The organism is Glutamicibacter ardleyensis (assembly GCF_014644555.1).
Classification (GTDB): Bacteria; Actinomycetota; Actinomycetes; order Actinomycetales; family Micrococcaceae; genus Glutamicibacter; species Glutamicibacter bergerei.
This window is the reverse complement of sequence record NZ_BMKX01000001.1, coordinates 320,535-340,619: the sequence shown is the minus strand read 5'-3', so window position 1 is coordinate 340,619 and position 20,085 is coordinate 320,535. Positions and strand designations below refer to the sequence as shown.

The 20,085-nt window shown below is 57.0% G+C and carries 20 protein-coding genes; 10 read left to right on the top strand and 10 right to left on the bottom strand.

The window, feature by feature from the left end; translation table 11 throughout:
- Window positions 1-77: 77 nt before the first annotated feature.
- Complete coding sequence (locus tag IEX04_RS01565) at window positions 78-236, bottom strand: hypothetical protein (protein ID WP_170947760.1); 159 nt, start codon at window positions 234-236, stop codon at window positions 78-80.
- Window positions 237-460: 224 nt separating this feature from the next.
- On the opposite strand from IEX04_RS01565, the gene IEX04_RS01560 reads away from it, so the two are divergent.
- Window positions 461-1,018, top strand: a complete 558-nt coding sequence (locus tag IEX04_RS01560; protein ID WP_096254933.1) for a YceI family protein — start codon at window positions 461-463, stop codon at window positions 1,016-1,018.
- 114 nt (window positions 1,019-1,132) lie between these two features.
- Here IEX04_RS01560 and IEX04_RS01555 read toward each other — a convergent pair whose 3' ends face one another.
- Together IEX04_RS01555 and IEX04_RS01550 are read right to left on the bottom strand one after the other, a co-directional pair.
- Window positions 1,133-1,564 carry a DUF4190 domain-containing protein gene (locus IEX04_RS01555; protein ID WP_096254854.1) on the bottom strand — a complete coding sequence of 144 codons (432 nt, stop codon included), beginning with the start codon at window positions 1,562-1,564 and terminating at the stop codon, window positions 1,133-1,135.
- Window positions 1,565-1,620: 56 nt separating this feature from the next.
- The gene (locus IEX04_RS01550; RefSeq protein ID WP_096254855.1) at window positions 1,621-1,956 is read right to left on the bottom strand and encodes a hypothetical protein; all 336 of its coding nucleotides are present in this window, start codon (window positions 1,954-1,956) and stop codon (window positions 1,621-1,623) included.
- A gap of 97 nt (window positions 1,957-2,053) precedes the next feature.
- Between IEX04_RS01550 and IEX04_RS01545 the strand changes: the two genes are divergently transcribed.
- Window positions 2,054-2,713, top strand: coding sequence for a LysE family translocator (locus tag IEX04_RS01545; RefSeq protein WP_188683182.1), 660 nt, complete (start codon window positions 2,054-2,056; stop codon window positions 2,711-2,713).
- Here the strand turns inward: IEX04_RS01545 and IEX04_RS01540 are convergent.
- Window positions 2,710-3,873, bottom strand: a complete 1,164-nt coding sequence (locus IEX04_RS01540; protein WP_229676940.1) for an MFS transporter — start codon at window positions 3,871-3,873, stop codon at window positions 2,710-2,712. The two genes, IEX04_RS01545 and IEX04_RS01540, sit on opposite strands and share 4 nt — an antisense overlap.
- Before the next feature lie 130 nt (window positions 3,874-4,003).
- Window positions 4,004-5,926 (bottom strand): FAD-dependent monooxygenase, encoded by a 1,923-nt coding sequence (locus IEX04_RS01535; RefSeq protein ID WP_188683180.1) that lies wholly within the window; start codon window positions 5,924-5,926, stop codon window positions 4,004-4,006.
- Between the two features lie 154 nt (window positions 5,927-6,080).
- On the opposite strand from IEX04_RS01535, the gene IEX04_RS01530 reads away from it, so the two are divergent.
- Complete coding sequence (locus IEX04_RS01530) at window positions 6,081-6,875, top strand: IclR family transcriptional regulator (protein WP_188683178.1); 795 nt, start codon at window positions 6,081-6,083, stop codon at window positions 6,873-6,875.
- A 188-nt stretch (window positions 6,876-7,063) separates the two neighbouring features.
- Here IEX04_RS01530 and IEX04_RS01525 read toward each other — a convergent pair whose 3' ends face one another.
- Window positions 7,064-7,714, bottom strand: a complete 651-nt coding sequence (locus IEX04_RS01525) for a metal ABC transporter ATP-binding protein (protein WP_188683176.1) — start codon at window positions 7,712-7,714, stop codon at window positions 7,064-7,066.
- A gap of 53 nt (window positions 7,715-7,767) precedes the next feature.
- Between IEX04_RS01525 and aztB the strand changes: the two genes are divergently transcribed.
- The 4 genes from aztB to aztD are packed head-to-tail and all read left to right on the top strand — an operon-like array spanning window position 7,768 to window position 11,983.
- Entirely contained in the window at window positions 7,768-8,622 is an 855-nt protein-coding gene (aztB, locus tag IEX04_RS01520; RefSeq protein ID WP_229676939.1) for a zinc ABC transporter permease AztB, read from the top strand.
- A complete protein-coding gene (locus tag IEX04_RS01515; protein ID WP_096254860.1) occupies window positions 8,619-9,872 on the top strand; it encodes a YncE family protein in 1,254 nt (417 codons plus the stop codon). The genes aztB and IEX04_RS01515 overlap by 4 nt, the downstream gene beginning before the upstream one ends.
- Window positions 9,873-9,883: 11 nt before the next feature.
- Window positions 9,884-10,795, top strand: coding sequence for a metal ABC transporter substrate-binding protein (locus IEX04_RS01510; RefSeq protein WP_188683173.1), 912 nt, complete (start codon window positions 9,884-9,886; stop codon window positions 10,793-10,795).
- 21 nt (window positions 10,796-10,816) lie between these two features.
- Entirely contained in the window at window positions 10,817-11,983 is a 1,167-nt protein-coding gene (gene aztD / locus IEX04_RS01505; protein ID WP_188683171.1) for a zinc metallochaperone AztD, read from the top strand.
- Between the two features lie 90 nt (window positions 11,984-12,073).
- Here the strand turns inward: aztD and IEX04_RS01500 are convergent, their stop codons facing one another.
- The 3 genes from IEX04_RS01500 to IEX04_RS01490 are packed head-to-tail and all read right to left on the bottom strand — an operon-like array spanning window position 12,074 to window position 14,936.
- The gene (locus IEX04_RS01500; protein ID WP_188683169.1) at window positions 12,074-12,706 is read right to left on the bottom strand and encodes a LutC/YkgG family protein; all 633 of its coding nucleotides are present in this window, start codon (window positions 12,704-12,706) and stop codon (window positions 12,074-12,076) included.
- Complete coding sequence (locus IEX04_RS01495) at window positions 12,703-14,154, bottom strand: LutB/LldF family L-lactate oxidation iron-sulfur protein (protein WP_188684039.1); 1,452 nt, start codon at window positions 14,152-14,154, stop codon at window positions 12,703-12,705. Before IEX04_RS01495 ends, IEX04_RS01500 begins: the two co-directional genes overlap by 4 nt.
- 17 nt (window positions 14,155-14,171) lie before the next feature.
- Window positions 14,172-14,936 (bottom strand): (Fe-S)-binding protein, encoded by a 765-nt coding sequence (locus IEX04_RS01490; protein ID WP_096254864.1) that lies wholly within the window; start codon window positions 14,934-14,936, stop codon window positions 14,172-14,174.
- A 110-nt stretch (window positions 14,937-15,046) separates the two neighbouring features.
- Between IEX04_RS01490 and IEX04_RS01485 the strand changes: the two genes are divergently transcribed.
- Both IEX04_RS01485 and IEX04_RS01480 read left to right on the top strand, forming a co-directional pair.
- A complete protein-coding gene (locus IEX04_RS01485) occupies window positions 15,047-16,759 on the top strand; it encodes an L-lactate permease (protein WP_229676937.1) in 1,713 nt (570 codons plus the stop codon).
- 28 nt (window positions 16,760-16,787) lie between these two features.
- The gene (locus tag IEX04_RS01480; RefSeq protein WP_096254866.1) at window positions 16,788-17,495 is read left to right on the top strand and encodes a FadR/GntR family transcriptional regulator; all 708 of its coding nucleotides are present in this window, start codon (window positions 16,788-16,790) and stop codon (window positions 17,493-17,495) included.
- A 100-nt stretch (window positions 17,496-17,595) separates the two neighbouring features.
- On the opposite strand, the gene IEX04_RS01475 is transcribed toward IEX04_RS01480, so the two are convergent.
- Window positions 17,596-18,891 (bottom strand): benzoate/H(+) symporter BenE family transporter, encoded by a 1,296-nt coding sequence (locus IEX04_RS01475; RefSeq protein WP_188683165.1) that lies wholly within the window; start codon window positions 18,889-18,891, stop codon window positions 17,596-17,598.
- Window positions 18,892-19,192: 301 nt separating this feature from the next.
- Here IEX04_RS01475 and IEX04_RS01470 point away from each other — a divergent pair, with 301 nt between their 5' ends.
- Complete coding sequence (locus tag IEX04_RS01470; protein ID WP_188683163.1) at window positions 19,193-20,050, top strand: helix-turn-helix transcriptional regulator; 858 nt, start codon at window positions 19,193-19,195, stop codon at window positions 20,048-20,050.
- Window positions 20,051-20,085 lie beyond the last annotated feature (35 nt).

Here is a 20,085-nt window from a genome sequence, read left to right as displayed (position 1 = left end):
TCTCACAGAGTTCATGCACAGTTGGTTCTTTCCGGCCTTGTGCGCTGAAAAGCTGGATACGTTGCAAACAAGGATTTCTAAACACCCTCGCGGGTACCAAGCTCGCCGTCTACTTCGTCGGCAAACTTGGTGGTCTTGGCGGTGCTTGGAGACTCTTCCTGCCAGGTAGCTTCAAGATCTGCTGCTAGTTCGGCTTCTTGCTCTTGTTTGTCTGGGATGTTCCGGTGGGTGCTCATGTACTCATACTAGCGAGCAAACTCGGACGAGATAAGAGTTTTACAAAGAATTTTTGGAAGTTAAATTACTAGTCAGATACTGGTTTTTGGAAGCATTAGTGGGAGAGAAGAAAATTTCTTGCACTAGGTGGTTGACGCTTCAACTTAACCAGTGCAATACTTGTATCAGCAAAACAAATTGAAACGTCAACTACATGATTGGCGTCGAGGAAAAGGATTTGAAAATGACTTCAACTGCAACTTCACCACTGACCGCCGGTACCTGGAACCTGGACGCTTCGCACTCCGAAATCGGTTTCTCGGTTCGCCACGCGGGCGTTTCCAAGGTCCGCGGCAGCTTCGAGGAATTCGACGCAACCTTGAACATCGGTCAGAGCCTGGCAGAGTCTTCGGTAGAAGCTACCGTGCAGATCGGCTCGATCAACACCAAGGACGCCAACCGCGACGGCCACCTGAAGAGCGGCGACTTCTTCAACGCCGAAGAGTTCCCAACGATGACCTTCAAGTCCACCGAGGTCAAGGGTGATGACGAAGAGTTCGTACTGGTTGGCGAGTTGACTCTGCGCGGTGTTACCAAGCAGGTTGAATTCAAGGCTGAGCTTGGCGGCCAGGTAGTTGACGCTTTCGGGGCAACCCGCGCAGGCTTCTTTGCCTCGACCACCATTTCCCGCAAGGAATTTGGCATCACCTGGAACGCTGCACTCGAAGCAGGCGGCGTCTTGGTCAGCGACAAGGTAAAGATCGAAATCGACGCATCGTTCGTCCTGCCAACCGCAGAATAAGTTTCCCGTATCCATCCATGGGGAATGGATAAGGGCCGATACAGGCAAAGCCCCGGTAGCAACACATCACGTGTTGCTACCGGGGCTTTGCTGGTTAATACCTCGCGCGATGGGCTAGTAGTAGCTCGGATCCATCATCGAGGCCCCGGCAAACGAGAACGCCATGACGATCACAAAAATGATGTATAGAACGCCGATAATTCCCAAGATCGTTCCGATCCATCCGGTCACCTTACCCACGGTGGCATCGGTGTTAAACTCTCGTTCTGCCTTCTTGGCCTTGATGATCGCTAGTGGGCCCAAAATGATGCCCACAACAAAGAGCGAGATGATCCCCAAGATCATAGAGGTCTGTGCGAGCTGCGCTCCCTCAGCCTGTTGAGGGTTGTATCCATACGGCGGGTATCCCGGTGCTGCGCCGAACTGTTGGTTCTGACCAGGGTACTGATTCGGATATTGATTCGGATACTGGCCCGAGTACTGCGGAGGCTGTCCAGAAGTGCCGGAGTTGTAAGGGTTGGTCGGTTCGTTATTTTCGGTGCTCATGGGTGACCCCTAAATTTAGAAAGAATGATCTGTTGCTCAAGCGATCTGTTGAGCGCTTACAAATTGGATCCGTATATCGAAGCTGGAATCAGGAACAGCATGAGTAAGAAATAACCAATGATAGCGAGCACCTGGAGCGCTCCGAAAATCAGGCCGATCAGCCCGGTGACCTTACCTACCGTAGCCTGAACGCCAAAATTTCGTTCGGCTTCATTGGCTTTGAGGATCGCAATCGGGCCAAGGATGACGCCGACAACAAAAAGCGAGAGTATCCCCAGAATCATCGAAGTCTGAGAGAGAGCAATTCCCGGATTCTGCGGCGGGTAACAACCGTATTGCACGGAGGCAGGCTCTTGAAAACCCGGCTGCGATTCCTGTGGCGCCTGCGACATTGTGCTCGGCCTCCTCTAGCCCATCTGATTCTCCTCTAATGCTATGCCAGCGTCATGAATTCCACGCTCTGCGGACTCATTTCTATAATTAAAGATCATGACTGGGGCTTCATTCTTGGCATACCTCGGGGTATGCGTGATGGTTACTCTTTCGCCAGGGCCAGATACCTTCCTCGTGCTCCGGTTCTCGCTGGTACGCCAATTCCACGGTATTCTCGCGGCCCTGGGTATGGTAACGGCTATCTTTGCGTGGGCCGCTCTAGCTGGAGCCGGTGCGGCCTCGGTGATGCAGAGCTATCCGGCAGTTGAATCCGCTATCGCCATTCTTGGTGGACTGTATCTGATCTATCTTGGAGTGTCTGGCTTCCGCAAATCCCGCGCCGTAGCGAAAGCGGACAATGCGATTGCGCGCACCGAAACACGAAATATTCGAGCTAACTCCGGGCAGAGGCAAACATCCCGGCAGGCATTTATAGCTGGAGTTCTTTCCGCGGCGCTGAATCCGAAACTCGGGTTGTTATTTCTGGCGATGCTGCCAAGTTTTATCCCCAAAGATTCAAATACGTTGTGGTGGGGGATGGGGTTGGGGGCGGTCTTTGCCGTGGTCGGCTTCCTCTACCTACTGATTCTGAGTACCGTCGCTTCAAAAGCAATGCATTGGTTCAAAAAACCAGAGATCACTCTGCGTCTCGAAATGGTGGCCTGTGCAGCGCTGGTCATCATGGGTGCTGGTGTGCTGCTCAGTGCCCTGCTCTAGTTTGAGCGCTTCGAGTACCAGTGCGCATGCAGCCAGGTGGCGACGGCTACCAGCAGGATGCTCAGCCAAAAACCTATCGTGAAAATCTGCGAGAACTTTCCTTGCTCTGCAAGGTCTGCCGTCAGATAGGTGGCTACCGAAGCCCCGAAGAATAGGGCAAACACAAAGAAAGAAACCGTGGTGGCACGAGCTTGGGGCGCTACCTCGGTGGCCCAGCCCTGCATGGAGGAGTGCATGATGGCATTTGCGGCACCTATCAGGAAAGCCGTGACCGTATAAGACCCTGCAGAGGGCAACACCGCGGAAGGTGCAAAACTCAGGATCAGGATGACCCCGCCGATTCCGATAAGCCAGGTGCGTGAAAATCTCGGCACGAGCAGCCGCATAAACCGTGCACCAAGAATCACTCCTACCGCAAATCCACATCCCAGCACGCCGGAGAGCCAGATGCCCATCCCGACGCTTTGCAATGCGGGAACAATATAGGTCAAAAATCCCATCAGGAGCCCGCCTTCGAGGAAGACCACCGCGTAGAGCAGTAAGTTCTCCCGGCCAAATGCGGCTTTGAAGTTCATGGTGGTGTGCTCGCGCTGGGGTTCTTGAACTTGGCGCAGTGACAAGAGGGCAGCTGCGGCTCCAGCGGCAGGCAGCAAAAAGACTAAACGCCAATCAAGGGAAGTGGCTATCGCACCGGCTACAAGGGTCGCCAACGTGGTGCCCAAAGACGAAAAGATCTGCAGATCCGAGAGCCCGCGGGCCTTGGCCATTCCCACGCGTGTATCCCCGAGCAGGGTCAGCAACGTGGGATAAAGGGCGCCGAACATCAACCCGGTCAACGAGCGGGCGATCAGCAGGGCAAAGTAAGAAGTGAATAACGTACTAGCGATCGCGCCGAGGATGGCACCGAATAATGCCCAACGAAGCACCGTCAAGCGGCCGAACCGATCGCTCAGCAGTCCCCAAAGCGGCTGTCCCAGGGCATAAAGCAAAGAGTAACCGGCCACAAGTTCTACGGCTTGAGACAGCGACAGCGCGGTACTCAATGACAGTGCCACGAACATCGGTGGCGTGGCGTAGCGGTCGAAGAAAGCTAAAAAACCAACAAAGCGCAGTGCCGAGTCGGGCAGCTGCCGAGGTTCCGCAGCTGGTGACTTGCTCAATATTTTTCCTACCGTCGAACCCATTACCTATGATCACCCTATGCTCTCAAGGGCGGGCCGAGCCATTCGCGGTGCTGGCATGCTCCGAGCCGCCAGATGACGACTCGGAGCATGAGTAGAGCTCCAGTCTTTAGGCCTGAACCAGCGCAGGGTTCATGAAGGCGCTAAAGAATTCGGTGAGTTCTCCGGTCGCGGTCAGGGGAAGAACCTGAGCCACATACTGATCCGGACGAACCACCACTAACGCACCGTGCTCACGATTCACTAAGCGGGCCTCGAAGATCTCTTGGCCATCTTCAAGCTCCGAGCAGTAGGCCTTTTCATAGTCGGTGAGCTGCAAGGAACCGACCCTTGGCAAGAGCACCGCAGGTAAGTGCGCCACCGTCGTCTCGGTGTGCGAGCCTTGGAAAATTCCCTTGAGATCAAAAACCGAGTCTATGGCGGAACCCGGTGCGGTGAACATCTTCAGCGGTGAGCGTGCGTCCTGGGCCAAGAATTCCATGAGTGCGTCGAACTTCGGTGACTGCCCGGAGGCATCGTGATCCGCGAATGCGTATAGGCGCCAACGGCCGTCTGCCTTGGCGGTGTGGCCCAAGCCAATCTGGCGGGCATCCGCGATCCTGGTGACTGGCGATGAATAAAAGCGTTCGCCAACCGGGAAGCCTGCGGCCAGAGCCTGATCTTCAGTATCACCGGTGAGCAGCGACCTTGTGTATTTTGTTCCAAACCCGGCGGTGAAACGCCCGCCCTGAACAAACTGCGCCTGAACTTCTTCCGGATCCATTCCGCCAGCCTCCGGATGATTGGGGTCCTTCGGAGCGGTGGACATGGTCTTGGACCACTTGGTATCAAAATCGATCAGCTCTTGCGCAATGATCTGACGTTCCTGAGAATACGTGCGCAGTAGGCAGTGGGGGCTTTGTCCACGAAGTACCGCGGCGAGCTTCCAACCAAGGTTAAATGCGTCCTGCATGGAAACGTTCATACCCTGTCCGGCCTTAGCCGAGTGGGTGTGGCACGCGTCCCCAGCGATGAAGATGCGCGGCAACGCATCCTTGGGCGACTCGGCGTTCACGTTATCAAAGCGGCTGGCCAGACGCTGGCCCACTTCGTAAACGGACCACCAAGCGATTTCTTTGATCTCTAGGGTGTAGGGATGCATGATACGTCGTGCGGTGTCGATGAGCTGCTCCGAGGTGAAGCGGTTACGAGCCTCGCGGTCCGCGGGGTTAAGTTTGCCCAAATCCACGTACAACCGAACCATGTGCCCGCCTTCGCGGGGGATCAGCAGGATGTTCCCTCCGTCCGCTGATTGGATGGCAGCTTTAAAACGAATATCGGGGAAGGTGGTGGTGGCAAGTATGTCCATCACTCCCCAAGCATGGTTTTTGGCGTCGCCTTCGAGCTTGATGCCCAAGGACCGGCGGACAATTGACCGAGCACCGTCCGCGCCGACAACAAACTTGGCGTTCACGGTGAACTCTCCGCCGGCTTCTCCGCCGCGACGCAGCTGCGCGCGCAGCGGGTAATCACCGTGTCCGGTGTCTTCCACGCTCAGTAGCTCCACCCCGTAATGAGGTGCAAGACGGCTGGGGTTTTTACGCATTTTTTCGAAGAGGAATTCTTGCAGCCGCGCTTGATTAACAATCAGGTGCGGATATTCGCTCAGTCCTTCGGCGACGTCTTTCACCCGGCCGCTGCGTGAGATATTTTCACGCTGGTTTTCATCCGGGCGCCAGAAGACCGTCTCGTTGACCGCATAGGCTTCACGAATCAACCGGTCCGCAAGCCCGAAGGCGTTAAACATTTCAACGGTTCGGCACGCGACGCCGTCGGCGTGGCCGAGCTTGAGCGGTTCGGCGTTGCGTTCCACGATCAGGGTGGTGATCTCTTCGAATTCGGAGAGCTGCGCCGAAAGTACCGCACCGGCCGGTCCGGTACCTACTACGAGAACATCAACTTGCGTCGGGAGAACCTCGGAGGACGCCTCCAAGGTGAGGGCTGGCCGAACTTCCGGATCCCCGGGGCGGTATCCATTTTCGTAGTACTGCATGGTGCAACTCCTGAAATTTGTGTGCTGAACTCCTCTTGAGATTAGTGTTCCAAGGCACTCGAAGCCATGAAGTTCTGCCTTGCGGAACAGCACCGGGTTCCGGACTTCCGCTGGGCTTATGCAGGCCCCGGCGGCAAGCCGTAAAATCAAAGTCATGCAGCCAAAAAAGCCTCGACGTAAGCCGCCGGCGTATCCCATCGAATCGGTGGATAACGCCTTGGCGTTGATCGAGTTACTCCGCGATTTCGGTGCGCTGCGGTTAAGCGATGCTGCCGTAGAACTCGGAGTTTCCCGGTCAACCGCCCACCGGCTGCTGGCCATGCTGGTGTACCGCGGATTTGCGTCCCAGGATGCCGCTCAGCGATATATTCCAGGCCCGGCACTCGGGGTTGCACCGGCAGGCATGTCTTGGACCGCCGAACTACGCCAACGAGTCTTGCCGCAGATGAAGGTGCTGTCTGCGGGACTCGACGAAACGGTGAACTTGATGGTTCGTGCCGGAACCCAGGTGAGGTTCTTGGCTACGGTCCAAGGCTCACGTCCATTGCGGGTGGGGGACCGTCAAGGTGAGGTAATGGACGCGCATTCGGCCTCGGCCGGTAAGGTGATTCTCGCCCAGCTGGGTGAAGCTGCGGTTCGTGAGCTGTATGTCCGGGAATCAAAGATTTCGCAGAAGCCGCTGGATGAAAGCTGGTTTGCCGGCCTGGAACAAGATCTTCTGACCGTGCGGAACACCGGGTTTGCAGTGAACTTTGAGCAGACCGAAGCTGGCACCAACGCGCTGGGTGTGGCGCTGTGTGACGGGGTCGGTGACGTGATTGCGGGCTTGAGCGTTTCAGTACCACCAGTACGATTCCGGCAGACTTATGACTCGGGGTTGGTCCAAGCTGTCTTTGAATCAAAGAAAAACATCGAAGCAGACCTAACGGACTTCATAGCAGGGCATTAGGACAAGAAATATAGGCCGGGTCTTGGAAAATGTTCCACGGAGATCCGTGTAGAACGGCGTATCGGCAAAGCATCGATCAGACCCTATTTCTCCTTCGTGCCATCGGCAGCTCGTAGCGGCGCGTCTGGCGTTGTTCTTGTCCCTCTGGCCAGCAATTCGATGCGCTCGCCGCTGGTGGGGTCTTGGAATCAACTCTCTGTAGCCAACTGCAGCTCTGGGCAAGACGTACGGTGGTGTTGCAATTTCACGCTGCGATCGGCCAGCATCGTGGAATCCTCATCATGGGTTACTAGCATTACGGCCAGTCCGCGGCGCACCTCGGAACGCAGGATCTCGTGGATCAGCGTGCGGCTGGTGGAGTCCATGGAAGCCAGCGGTTCATCAAGCAGTAAGACGCCCGTATTTTGTACCAGCCCTTGTGTTACTAGGACTCGCTGGCGCTGGCCGCCGGAGAGCTCATTAAAATTCCTCGCCTCAAAGCCCGTCAGCTCGACGCGTGCGAGGGCGCGGCTCACGTGCTGTTTTCGCTGTTTTCGAGTTATTTTTGACCGCCAGGTTCCCATGGCTACAACATCCCCCGCCGTCAGTGGCAGTTCTGCCGGGACCGCTGGGCGTTGGACGACCAGGGCCACCGGGCAGGATCGTTCGACCAGTCCGCGATCCGGCGTCATTGTCCCGGCCATAAGTTCTAGCAGGGTAGATTTTCCCGACCCGTTTTCACCGGTGATGGCCACCATTTCTCCAGCTCGAATCGAAAGCGACACGTCTGAGAGAATTTCACGGTTTCCGTAGGAGAAGTAGAGGGAATGAGTGAGTAAGCGGGTATCGGAGCTAGTCATGTTCCGAGTATAGCAATTGATAATGATTCTCATTTAAGGTTAGTCTTCTCTGTGTGCTGACAAATCCTTTCTCTCCTGACTTTATGGAACGCGCCCTCATCGGCGGCAGTCTAGTGGCTATCATCTGTGCCATCGCCGGGACATGGGTGGTCATTAGGGGCATGGCATTTTTGGGTGAAGCCATCGGTCACGGGCTGCTTCCGGGAGTCGCTATGGCTACCGTTCTAGGTTTCCCGGTCATGCTCGGTGCCGGAGTCAGCGCGCTACTCATGACGGCTCTGCTGAGTGCGCTGCAACGGCGAGGAAAATTATCTTATGACACCAGCATCGGCTTGGTCTTTGTTGGAATGCTCTCGGTAGGCATCATCGTGGTCTCGCATTCGAAAAGTTTCGCCACCGATGCCACAAGCATGCTCTTTGGAGATATTTTGGCCATTGGGATGTCAGACCTGTGGACGCTCACCGCGGCGCTAGCGGTGAGCCTGGTCATCGCTAAGCTGTTCCACCGGAATTTTGTTGCCGCAGCCTTCGATGCTCGAATAGCGCAGAGCCTGGGATTAAGGCCGCAACTTGCCCAAATCATGTTGGTTGGGCTGGTTGCCCTGGCGATCACCGCATCATTCCGTGCCGTGGGAACCCTGCTGGTAGTGGGGATGCTGCTGGCACCGGTGGTTGCGGCTAAACAATGGATGGTTCTAATCCCGGCACTGATGGTGCTCGGCGCCGTCTTCGGAATGCTGTCGGTGTTCGGCGGCCTTTTGATTTCCTGGTATGCCCAAAGCGCGGCCGGACCCTCCATCGCCTGCACCGCCATACTCCTTGCCGGTCTCTCTGCGCTGCTCCGCCGGGCAACGAGGGGTTTTACCAGGTCTGCACCCGCAATCAATGAACTAGAAAGTGCTCGATGAAATCCACTAAATACGCGGTAGTTCTTGGGCTGGCCGCCAGTCTCTTGCTCACCGGATGCCTCCCATCTGGTGCCACAGAAGAATCTCAACAGCCAACCAACGAACCGGCGGCCGGGCATGGAGCTGTCGAAGGCGCCCGTGAAGTCGCCGAAGCACCACTGCACCTAGCAACGATCGATAAGCGCGGGTCAGCCGGGATGTTTGACCTGCTCAACGAAACCGAATCAAGTCTTGACTCGCTGGAAGAGGTGAGCGCTTTGCAGACCGATGGGCGGTACCTCTTCGCCTCCACGGCCGAAGGGCTCACGATTTTAGACAGCGGGGTGTGGAGCTGGAACCACACCGATCATTTCCATTTCTATCGGGGAACCGCACGGAAAATCGGAATCCTGGACAACGCACCCAAGGCAGTAGTCACCGGCGGACCGCTCTCCACGGCGGGCAGCACGGGAGTGTACGTTCCGGCCACCGGTGAAGGAATATTGCTGGATAACGCCCGGCTCGCCAACGGTGAAATCAGTCAACGCTTCACCACCCACCATGCTCCTCACCGGGGTTTGCTGGCGCCCCTAGGCGACGGAGCCATCTCCAGCCAGCCCGGGCAGAAACCGGCAGACATGCGCGTGCAGTATTTGGATGCAACCGGCGAACCAGTCGCCGGCGCGTCGGCTCAATGCGCTGAGCCCGCCGGAGCCACCGCCACGGTGGCCGGGCTGGTGATCGCCTGCGCCCAGGGGTTTTTAGTGGCCACGGAAACAGCAAATGATTCGGCGAAGTTTGACCTGGTTCCCTACCCGGCCGGGACCAAAGCCGGTGACCGCGCAGAGTCGCTGGAACACCGCAAAGCCCGCCCCGCAGTTGCGGGTGTGGCAGGAGATCACGGAGCGTGGGTACTGAATACGCGTTCGCTGCAGCTGCAACGGGTTTTGACCGAGCACAAACTGTTGCGAGTCTCCGCAGTAGGGGATTCACCGGGGCACATTGTGGCTCTTGACGACCGCGGACGAGTACTGGTCTATTCAACAACCACCGGTCAGAGCGTGGGCATCACCAAAGAACTGCTTCCACGCACCGTGAAGGACCCAGAGGCGCTACGCGGAGTCAGCCTGGAAACCGATGCGCAACGCGCCTACGTTAATGCGCCGAGCGAAAACAAGATCTATGAAATCGACTTCGCGGACTCGGCCCGCATCTCCCGCACCTTGGCACCTGAAACCTCACCACATTGGATGACCCAGGTCGGAAATTGAAAGATCAAAAGATGGCAAACGTAACGAAGGTATTAGCACTTGTGCTTTCCGGGCTTTTACTACTCACCGGATGTGCGGGCCAAGGACAGCAAGAACAAAAACCGAGCATCGTGGTCACCACAAATATCTTGGCCGACGTGGTGACAAATCTGGTAGGGGAGCAGGCAACAGTCCACACCCTGATGCCGCCAAACGTTGATCCGCATTCCTTTGAGATCTCCGCCCAGCAGGCAGCTTTGCTGCAGGACGCGGATCTTGTGGTTTCCAATGGCCTGAACCTGGAGGAAGGGCTAAGTCGGCAGCTCACGGCCGTTGGCGAGGAGGGAGTCAACCACTTTGTGGCCACCGATCATATCGAGCTACTGAACGTGCCCGGGACGAACGGGGCAGCGGACCCGCATTTCTGGACTGACCCGGCACGGGTTGTGCAGGTAGTCGACGCCTTGGAGAAGGACCTTAAACAGATCCCTGGAATTTCAACTGGGCCACTGGATGCGGCCACGGGAACTTACCGCCAGAAACTTGAAGACCTCGACGCTCAGATGCTCACCGCGTTCTCCGCGATCCCACCGGCGCAGCGGCAGATCGTGACGAACCATCACGTTTTCGGCTATCTGGCAGAGCGGTTCGACCTCAAAGTGATTGGCGCGGTGATCCCTTCGGGGAGCACCCTCGCTTCGCCGAGCGCTGCCGACCTGGCCTCGCTCAGCGGCGCGATCCGTGAAGCTCAGGTCTCCGCAATTTTTGTGGAGTCGGCACAGCCCGACAAATTAGCGCGAGCCCTCGCCAGCGAAACGAAAATCGAGGTGAAAATCGTTGATCTTTACACCGAATCACTATCCATGGCGGGCCAAGGTGCCGAGTCGTACCTGCAGATGATGCAGGCGAATACCGAACAAATCAGCCACGCACTACGCGATTAACGCGTAGCCATGAAGGGAAAAATGAAAAAGAAAAATCATCACCTCATCACCGGTACCGTCATTCTGATGGTCCTGGGCCTGGGCGCCACGGCTTGCGGGGCCCAGGGTGACGCCGCGGCGGAAGAACTGACCGCGCCTCGTGTCGCCGTGGGCTACGCCAACGGGGTTTCGGTACTGGATGGGGAGACCCTAGAGGTCATCAAAAGCTTTGATACCGAGGAATTCACCCGGCTGAATTCGGCAGGGGACGGACGCAACTTTCTGCTGACCACCTCGGCCGGGTTCCAAGTTCTGGACGCAGTCGCACCGGCGCTGCGGGAGAGCGTTTTCGGAGCAAGCGCTGCCGGACACGTGGTCCCGCATGCGGGAAAGACCGCGCTCTTTGACGATGGTACGGGTGCCACCACCCTCTTTGAGACCGCGGAGCTGTCGAAAAGCACAGACCAGCTGCCCGAAACCAAAACCATTACTTCACCTGCGCATCATGGTGTTTCGGTGGCCCTTGACGATGGATCGGTGCTGACCACCATCGGAGATGCCACCGCACGCAGCGGGGTGAGGCTCGTGGACGCCCAAGGCGAGGAGACCGCACGGAATACCGATTGCCCGAACGTGCATGGTGAAGGAATGACTGGCCAGGGCCGCGCGGTCTTTGGCTGCGAGGACGGGGCTCTGATTTACGCGGATGCTAAGTTCACTAAGTTGAAAGCACCAGATGCCTACGGGCGGATGGGCAACGCCTATGTGTCGCCGACCAGCGAACTGGTCATCGGCGATTACAAGGATGACCCCGATGCGGAAGGAACACTGCTTGACCAGATCGTCCTGATCGATGCGGCCAAGCAGACCTCCAAGGTGGTCGGCTTACCTCAAGGCGCGGAATACACGTGGCGGGGGATAGCGCGTGGACCGCAGGATCTGGGTTACTTGCTGGGCATGGACGGTAAGATTCACGTGATCGATCCGCGTAGCGGGGAGATTACCCGTGACTTTAAGGTCATCGAGCCGTGGGAAGACCCTGCCCAGTGGCAGGATCCGCACCCTTCGCTGCGTATCGATGGAAATACTGCCTACGTGGCTGACCCGGCAACCAAGTCCATACATGCGGTAGATCTGGCTACCGGTGAGAAGAAGTCCTCGGTGCAGTTGGAGCACGCACCGAATGAAATGGCCCTCACCACCAAGTAGGCGGCGGGGATTAAAAGATTCATGGCCGGATCCCCTTGGAAGTTCAGGAACGGGATCCGGCCATGAAGGCTTCTCGCGGTGCGGTGTGGACTACAGGCCGCGCACCAGCAGCACGTCCAAGGTACGTGGGCCGTGTACCCCTTCAACACGCTCCAACTCGATATCACTGGTGGCCGAAGGGCCGGAGATCCAAGTCAGTGGGCGAGTGATGGTCAACCGCACCATGGCCTCGGGAAGCAGCCGCACAATGCTGGAGACCGGAACGATGCACAGGTGATGATCCGGAACCAGCGAGATTGCACGGCGGCCCTGGTTAGGTTCGCCGTCCAGGATGATGGTTCCGGATTCGGCAATGGAAACCTGTGAGGAGGTCACTACCGCGCTGGTCGCATCCAGCTGTGCCACGCTCAAACGTGCACCGGGCGCATCGGGGATCTGGGTGATGCCCGTTGGCAGCTCGGAGAGCCAGCGTTGTTCCAGCCCGTGGGGGTAAACGACCGAGTTGGCATCCTTGAGCTTCGCCGCCACAAACTCTGGAATCTGCGCGGAGTTGATGACCTCAACACCGGCCTTGTAATCGATTAGGCGGTCAACGAGCAGCTCGATCAGTTCTTCCTCGGGCATCTGGGAACTGGTGCGGTATTCGCGCGGAGTTTCCTCGGCGACCGGTGCGTCCGATAGCGCCGAGCGGATGCGGCTAAGGATTTCTTCTTTGGCACTCACTTGGACTCCTTCTGGTCACTCCACCAGTCGCGGAAAGACTTATTTGGCGGGGCTGGGATATCGCGGCTCTGTGTCCAGCCCGCTGCGATACCAGGAAGCTTCTTGATCTTCTTATCCTTGCCGGCCATCAGGCGGCCCAGCGGCAGTGCCTTTTCCAGCAGGCCAATATTCTTGCCCTTGCCCAGCGCCCAGGAGCCGCCCTTCATCAGCAGGTCCATCTGGGTCGGGATCTTGTGCGTCTCGCGCTTGGTATCCACATCTTCGCCACGCAGGTGGACCAGGATTTCGGGGATGTTGATCTTCACCGGGCAAGCGTCATAACAGGCCCCGCATAGGGAGGAGGCGTAAGGCAGCGAACCGTTGTCCTCAGCCTCGATGCCGGTCATCAGCGGCGAGAGGATCGCGCCGATGGGGCCCGGATAAGTTGAACCGTAGGCGTGGCCGCCGGTGCGCTCGTAGACCGGGCAGACGTTCATGCAGGCCGAGCAGCGGATGCAGTTCAACGCGGTGCGCCCAAAACGGTCCGACAATGCGCGGGTGCGTCCGTTGTCCAGCAGCACGATGTGCACGTTGCGCGGTCCATCATCGGCGCTCGCGCCGGTCCACAACGAGGTATACGGGTTCATTCGCTCGCCGGTGGAGGAACGCGGAAGCAGCTGCATGAAGACTTCCAGGTCTTCCCACTGTGGCAGGACCTTTTCGATACCCATCACGGTAATCAGGGTTTCCGGGAGGGTCAGGCACATCCGTCCGTTGCCTTCGGATTCCACTACGCCTAGGGTTCCGGTGTCTGCCAGCGCAAAGTTCGCGCCGGAGATGGCGACCTTGGCGGCAAGGAATTTCTTGCGCAGGTGGGTACGCGCGGCGTCGGCTAGCTTGCTGGGATCATCGGTGAGGTTTGGGTCAACCTCCGGCATTTCCTGCAAGAAGATATCCCGTACCTGGGTGCGGTTCTTGTGAATCGCCGGAACCAGGATGTGGCTTGGCTTGTCATGACCCAGCTGGACAATCAGCTCGGCGAGGTCGGTTTCGAAAGCGGAGATGCCTTCGGTTTCCAGGTGCTCGTTAAGGCCGATTTCCTGCGTGGCCATGGATTTGACCTTGACAACCTCAGTGGAACCGGTGTCCTTGACCAGCTGTGTGACGATCTTGTTCGCCTCGGAGGCGTCACGTGCCCAGTGGACGATGCCGCCACGGGCGATGAAGTTCTTCTCGAACTGCAATAGCAGCTCTTCGAGGTTGGCCATGGCGTTGTTCTTGATGGCCGCGCCCGCGTCGCGCAGCTGCTCCCAGTCGGGAAGTTCGCCAACAACCTTCAAACGCTTGTCGCGAATGGTGTGGGTTGCGTGGCGCAGGTTCTTGCGCATCTGGGTATTGCCCAATTCACGATGTGCTGCCTGCGGGAATGGTTCCTCTTCGAAGAGGTTTCCATGACCGGGGGCCGGCATGCCGAGGAATACCTGTGTCACAGTGTCACCGTCTCTTCCATGGTGCTAGCCAAGATATCGGCTAGGTGCAGAGTTTTTGGTTTGGCACCGGTGCGCGACAGGCCGCCACCGATGTGCATGAGGCAGGACGCGTCGCCGCCGGCGCAGGCCGAGGCTCCGGTGGAACAGATGTTTTTCATCTTGTCTTCGAGCATGGCCGAAGAAACATCCGCGTTCTTGATGGAGAAGGTGCCGCCGAAGCCGCAGCACTGATCTGCTTCGGGAAGTTCCTCGACGGTGATGCCGCCGACGGTCTTAAGCAGATCCAGCTGGCGGTCGCCGAGTTTCAGAGAACGCATACCGTGGCAGGAGGGGTGGTAGGTGATGGTGTCGGGGAAGTAGCTGCCGAGTTGCTCGGCGGCGTTAGTTATTCCCAGGACATCAACGAGCAGCTGGGAGAGTTCATAGGTGCGTTTGCCCACCGCTATCGCGCGTTCCTTCAGCTCGGGTTTGCCTAGTCGCTCCGCGAGGATGGGGTGCTGGTGTTTGACCGAAGCGACGCAGGAACCCGAGGGGGCCACCGCAACATCGTAGTCATCGGTGTCAAAGGCATTGATGTGGTTTTCCACCACAGGCAGGGCTTCAGGCATATATCCGGAATTGATGTGCATTTGCCCACAGCAGGCCTGAGCCTTGGGAAATACGACTTCATGACCCAAGCGTTCCAGGATTTTCACGGTCGACTTGGCGGTTTCGGGGTACATGGCATCCACGATGCATGTGGCAAAGAGAGCAATCCGCATAGTAATAACTCTTTCGAAGTGTGGTCTGACCATACTATGCGTTGAACTTTCTATAAGTCAAGACTTGTTGTGATGGCCCTCACCTTGTACGCTAGGTGGTCGGACCACATATGGTCAGACCAACTTCGAGTAAGGACGCCCACACCGTGTTTACACCAACAACGGATCCTGTAGCAGGAAGTGTTGCGATCTCGGCACTTATTGCTTTGATCCCACTTCTCACTTTCTTTGTTCTGCTGGCAGTAATCAAGACTAAGGCGCACGTCGCCGGTCTTGGCTCCTTAGTAGTTGCCATCATCATCGCAATTTTCGGCTGGCAAATGCCGGTCGGGATGGCACTAAACTCCGGCGTGATGGGCATGGTCTTCGGTGCCTTCCCGATCGTCTGGATCGTTGTCATGGCTATCTTCCTCTACCAGGTGACGGTTAAATCCGGTCGGTTCGAGGATCTGCGTCGCGTCTTTGACGTAATCGGCGGCGGAGACGTTCGCATCCAAGCGGTATTGATAGCCTTCTGCTTCGGTGGCCTGCTTGAAGCGCTGGCAGGTTTCGGCGCCCCCGTGGCAATTACCGCAACCATGTTGCTGGCTCTTGGTCTGGCCCCACTGCGCGCAGCCTGCGCGGTACTGATCGCTAACACCGCTCCGGTTGCCTTCGGCGCCGTGGCTATCCCGATCACCACCGCTGGTGCATTGACCGGAATCCCGGCCGCAGACATTGGCGCCGTTGTTGGTCACCAATCACCACTGCTGGCATTGTTTGTTCCTTCGATTTTGGTGTTGGTTATCGATGGCTGGCGCGGTATGCGTCAGACACTTCCAGCCACCCTGACCATTGGTATTTCCTTCGGTATTGCCCAGTGGCTTTGCGCGACCTACTTCTCCTACGAACTGACCGACATTGTTGCTTCGCTCGTTGGTTTGGCCGCTGCCGTTATACTGCTTCGTTTCTGGACTCCAAAGGGTGCCGATGAGGCCCGCCAGCGTGTGCTGACAGCTGAAGCAGCCGCAGAACCTGTTGAGCGTAATCAGAAGCTTCACGGAGCCAACACCTGGATGGCTTTGTTCCCTTACCTGCTGGTCATCGTGATCTTCGGTGTGGCCAAGCTGTGGAAGCTGGGCGTTGATATTCCTAAGTGGCTGGCAAGTACCGACATCAAGTTCGGCTGGCCAGGACTGGACGGCAACATCTTGAATGCCGCCGGCGAACCAGTATCATCCACGATCTACAACTTCCAATGGCTATCATCGCCCGGCACCTTGTTGCTGATCACCGGCGTGATTGTTGCCTTTGTTTACTCGCGTAATACCGGCAATGGTGAATATGCGATGACCTTTGGCGAAGGGCTGGCCGAAGTTGGCAAGACCATCTACAACATGCGTTACGCAGCGTTGACCATCCTGTCGGTTCTGGGCCTGGCTTACGTCATGAACCTTTCCGGACAGACAATCACCGTAGGTACCTGGCTTGCTGGCGCCGGTGGATTCTTTGCATTCCTCTCGCCAATCTTGGGCTGGATCGGTACCGCAGTGACCGGTTCCGACACTTCGGCTAACGCGCTGTTCGCCAAGCTACAGCAGACGGCCGGCGTCAATGCCGGAATCGACCCAACCCTGTTGGTTGCTGCAAATACCTCCGGCGGCGTGGTCGGCAAGCTGATCTCGCCGCAGAACCTGGCAATCGCTGCCACCGCGGTAAAGATGGAGGGCCAAGAGTCGGTCATCCTGAAGAAGGTCGCTGGCTGGTCCGTTGGTATGTTGCTGGTGCTTTGCACCCTGGTTTACCTGCAGTCCACCCCGGTGTTGTCTTGGATGCTTCCATAATCGAGTTCAAGGCTAAAATGGTCTACTGATGTCTATAAATCCAGCTCCGCGTGCGTACCAAGTTGTCCTCGACTCAATCGAGTCAGACCTGCGTTCGGGAAAACTCGCCCTAGGGGACCAGCTCCCCGGCGAGCGTGCGCTCGCGGAGCAGCATCAGATTTCTCGTGCTTCGGTACGTGATGCCATCAGAATTCTTGATGTGCTGGGATTGGTGAAGACTTCAACGGGGTCCGGACCAAATTCGGGTGCCGTAATCATCTCCAACCCTGCCGCCGGAATCTCGCAGGCCCTACGAATGCACTTGGCTGCCAAAGGGATCAACGTCCGCGAGATCGTTGAGTCGCGTATTTTGTTGGAAACGTGGGCCGCACAGATGCCTCCACGTAACCCGCTCCATGCGCAGCAGGTCATTGATCGCACTGCGGTGTTGATTATGCGCATGGACGACGCGCAGCTATCTCGCGAAGAATTTCACCGCATCGATGCAGAATTCCACGTGCTGTTAGCCTCCATGGCGGGAAACACCGTGGTGGAGTCGATGATGGAATCCTTGAGGCATTCGATCAGCCATTATGTTGCTGAATCGATTCCCAACGACGAATCTTGGCAGCCGGTCGTGCGTGTGCTGCGACGCCAGCACAAGGCGATCCATCACGCTTTCGCCACTAACCAGCGCGAACGTGCTGCGCAGCTGATAGAAGAACACATCACCTGGTTCTACTCGCAGACGCGCTAAGAGTTCAAAGAAAATCTCCGGTAGCCTTCCAACAAAATTGGAAGGCTACCGGAGATTTTTGTTTTTCGATATCCACGTTTCGGCACTAGGTACGTTGGGGCTAGGCCTGTAGTTTGGCTGCCGTATGGTCGTTGCGTTCCAAGAGACGCGACGCAAAGTAACCGATAAGAATTCCCCAGAATGCAGCATGAATATTAAATAAGTTCATCCCGGAAATCGTCACGACAAAAGTAATGAGAGCGCCCATGGTGAACTTAGTGGCGAATGCTGTGACGAAGGCTTGCTGCAAAGCTTTAAGCATCGCGATACCACCCAAAGCAAGCACGAAGGCTTCAGGAGTTGCCAGCATAAGCCGGGTCAACAATGGTGCAAACAACGCAAAGACCAAAGACAGTGAACCATAAACTACCGCAGCACTGTATTGCCGGTGTTTTTCGCCAGATGAGGTCAACAGGCTATTGGTTGGTCCGGTGACACAGGCCGATACCGCGCCGAAGCAGGCATTGAGCACCGAGAATCCACCGGTGGCGATAGCGAAGGAATTGATGGGTGGCCGGTGACCGGCAGCGCGCAACACTGCCACACCCTGCCCGTTTTGTACCACCAGTGCGGTCAACACCAACGGCAATAAAAGCTCCACCTGGGAGGCCCACGTAAAGCTAGGGGAGGTGAACTCCGGAGCGGCCAGAATCGGGCCACCGGCTGACTGCAATGCAAATTGTCCGCTGAGCGCCACTGCCGCAATACCGACAACCAAGGTTCCCAGCACTGGGGGCAAATATTTACCCAGGGCTGGAACCGCGCTGAGCAGAAGGAAAGCCAATACCATCGGCCCGGCCACGATGAGGTTGCTCTGGGTGGAGGAAACAATGTCGGTGCCGAACCGTAAGAAGACCGCCGCAACCATAGCCATGACGATGGGCATGGGAATAGCCGACATAATGCGGCGCACCACCCCGGTGGACCCCAACGCAAGAATGAGTAGGCCAGAGGTGAAAAATACGCCGACGACTTCTGTAAACGGTAAATGTTGCAACGATGGGCCAAGCAGGACAGTGCCTGGTATAGACCAAGCGAAACCCAGCGGCTGGCGGTAGATCAACGACATGATCAACGTTGCGAGTCCTGCGGAGAGGAATATCGCGAATACCCACGAAGCTAGTTGCCCTTCGGTGAGCCCACCAGCCATTCCGACAGCCAAGGTCACAGCGATTGGTCCCGAAGAAGAGAATATCAACCCGATGACCCCGTTGGAGACGTAATTCGGGCCGATGTCCCTCATCAGTTGACGGAACCCTGCCGGAGCAACGCCGGGACGCTCAATGAGCGGCTGGCGTTGGGAGGTTTCGACTACGGGCTCTTCGCTCAGCTTGGAGCCAGGCGGGACAGTGCTCATTGCAGCTCCTAGGTAATGTCGCGGAGTATCGAGATTTTTGTACCTATTCAGTTCATCAGAGAAGTGCGGACATTTAAGCCATGGGGAGCACCTAGCTGATCCTAGGACTGGCATACCTAGGATCAGTCAGGCGGGTTCACTTTCTGGCCAAAACATCGTTTTTATCGCTGCTACTTGTAGGGTCAGTACGCAGAGTGCACGCATTGAATCAGAGCAATAACAGGTCACAAGATGCGTAGTTTTGGCTCATCTGCCTACCATGGAGAACAATCTCTGGTTCTGTGGTGAAAGGAGCTTGGAGATGACTCCCGGTACCGAACTTGGTGATTTTCTCAAGGCACGTCGAGCACTAGTCGCCCCCAGTGGCGACGGTGGCCCACGCCGTCGTGTCGCCGGTTTGCGCCGTGAAGAAGTAGCAACACTGGCAGGGGTTAGCGCGGACTACTACGCGCGTCTTGAGCAAGGACGGCATAAACGCCCCTCCCAATCGGTGCTCAATGCGCTGTCTCGGGCACTGCAATTAGATGAAACGGCCTCTCGCCATCTTTTTGATCTCGCTAGAGCCGTGGCAGATCCCAACGGCAACAAACTCGACAAACGAGCTCAAAGGGTACGCCCATCACTACACGCGTTATTGGACTCCTTCACCGAACACCCAGCATTCATTAGAGGCCGGCGAACGGAGATCTTGGCAATGAATCCGTTGGCCGCCTTCCTCTTGACCGATGTCATGGCCAAGCCCGTGCGCGAACGCAGCCTCATCCGCTGGGCATTTTTGGATCCTGAAGCGCGTTCCAGATACCTCGACTGGGAAAAGGTTGCCTCCTCCATGGTGGGTACTTTGCGTTTGGACGCCGGAAGGCATCCACACGACCCATTACTTGCACAGTTGGTCGGTGAATTATCCCTACACAGCGAAGAATTTCGCACCTGGTGGGCCGATCACCGCGTCGTTGAACGCCGAGACGGGGTGAAAAGGCTCAGCCATCCACTGGTTGGCGAACTAGAGATCGGCTATGAAGCACTGGATGTCACCGGAGTAGCTGACCAGACCATGTTTATCTATACAACTGAACCCGGTTCTGCTTCTGAAGCAAAAATGCGGACCTTAGCTTCGTGGATCCACGATGATTCAAAACGCTCATCCCGTACGCCGTGAGTACTATGCAGGAAATTAGCCCCTGCCCGGCAGGT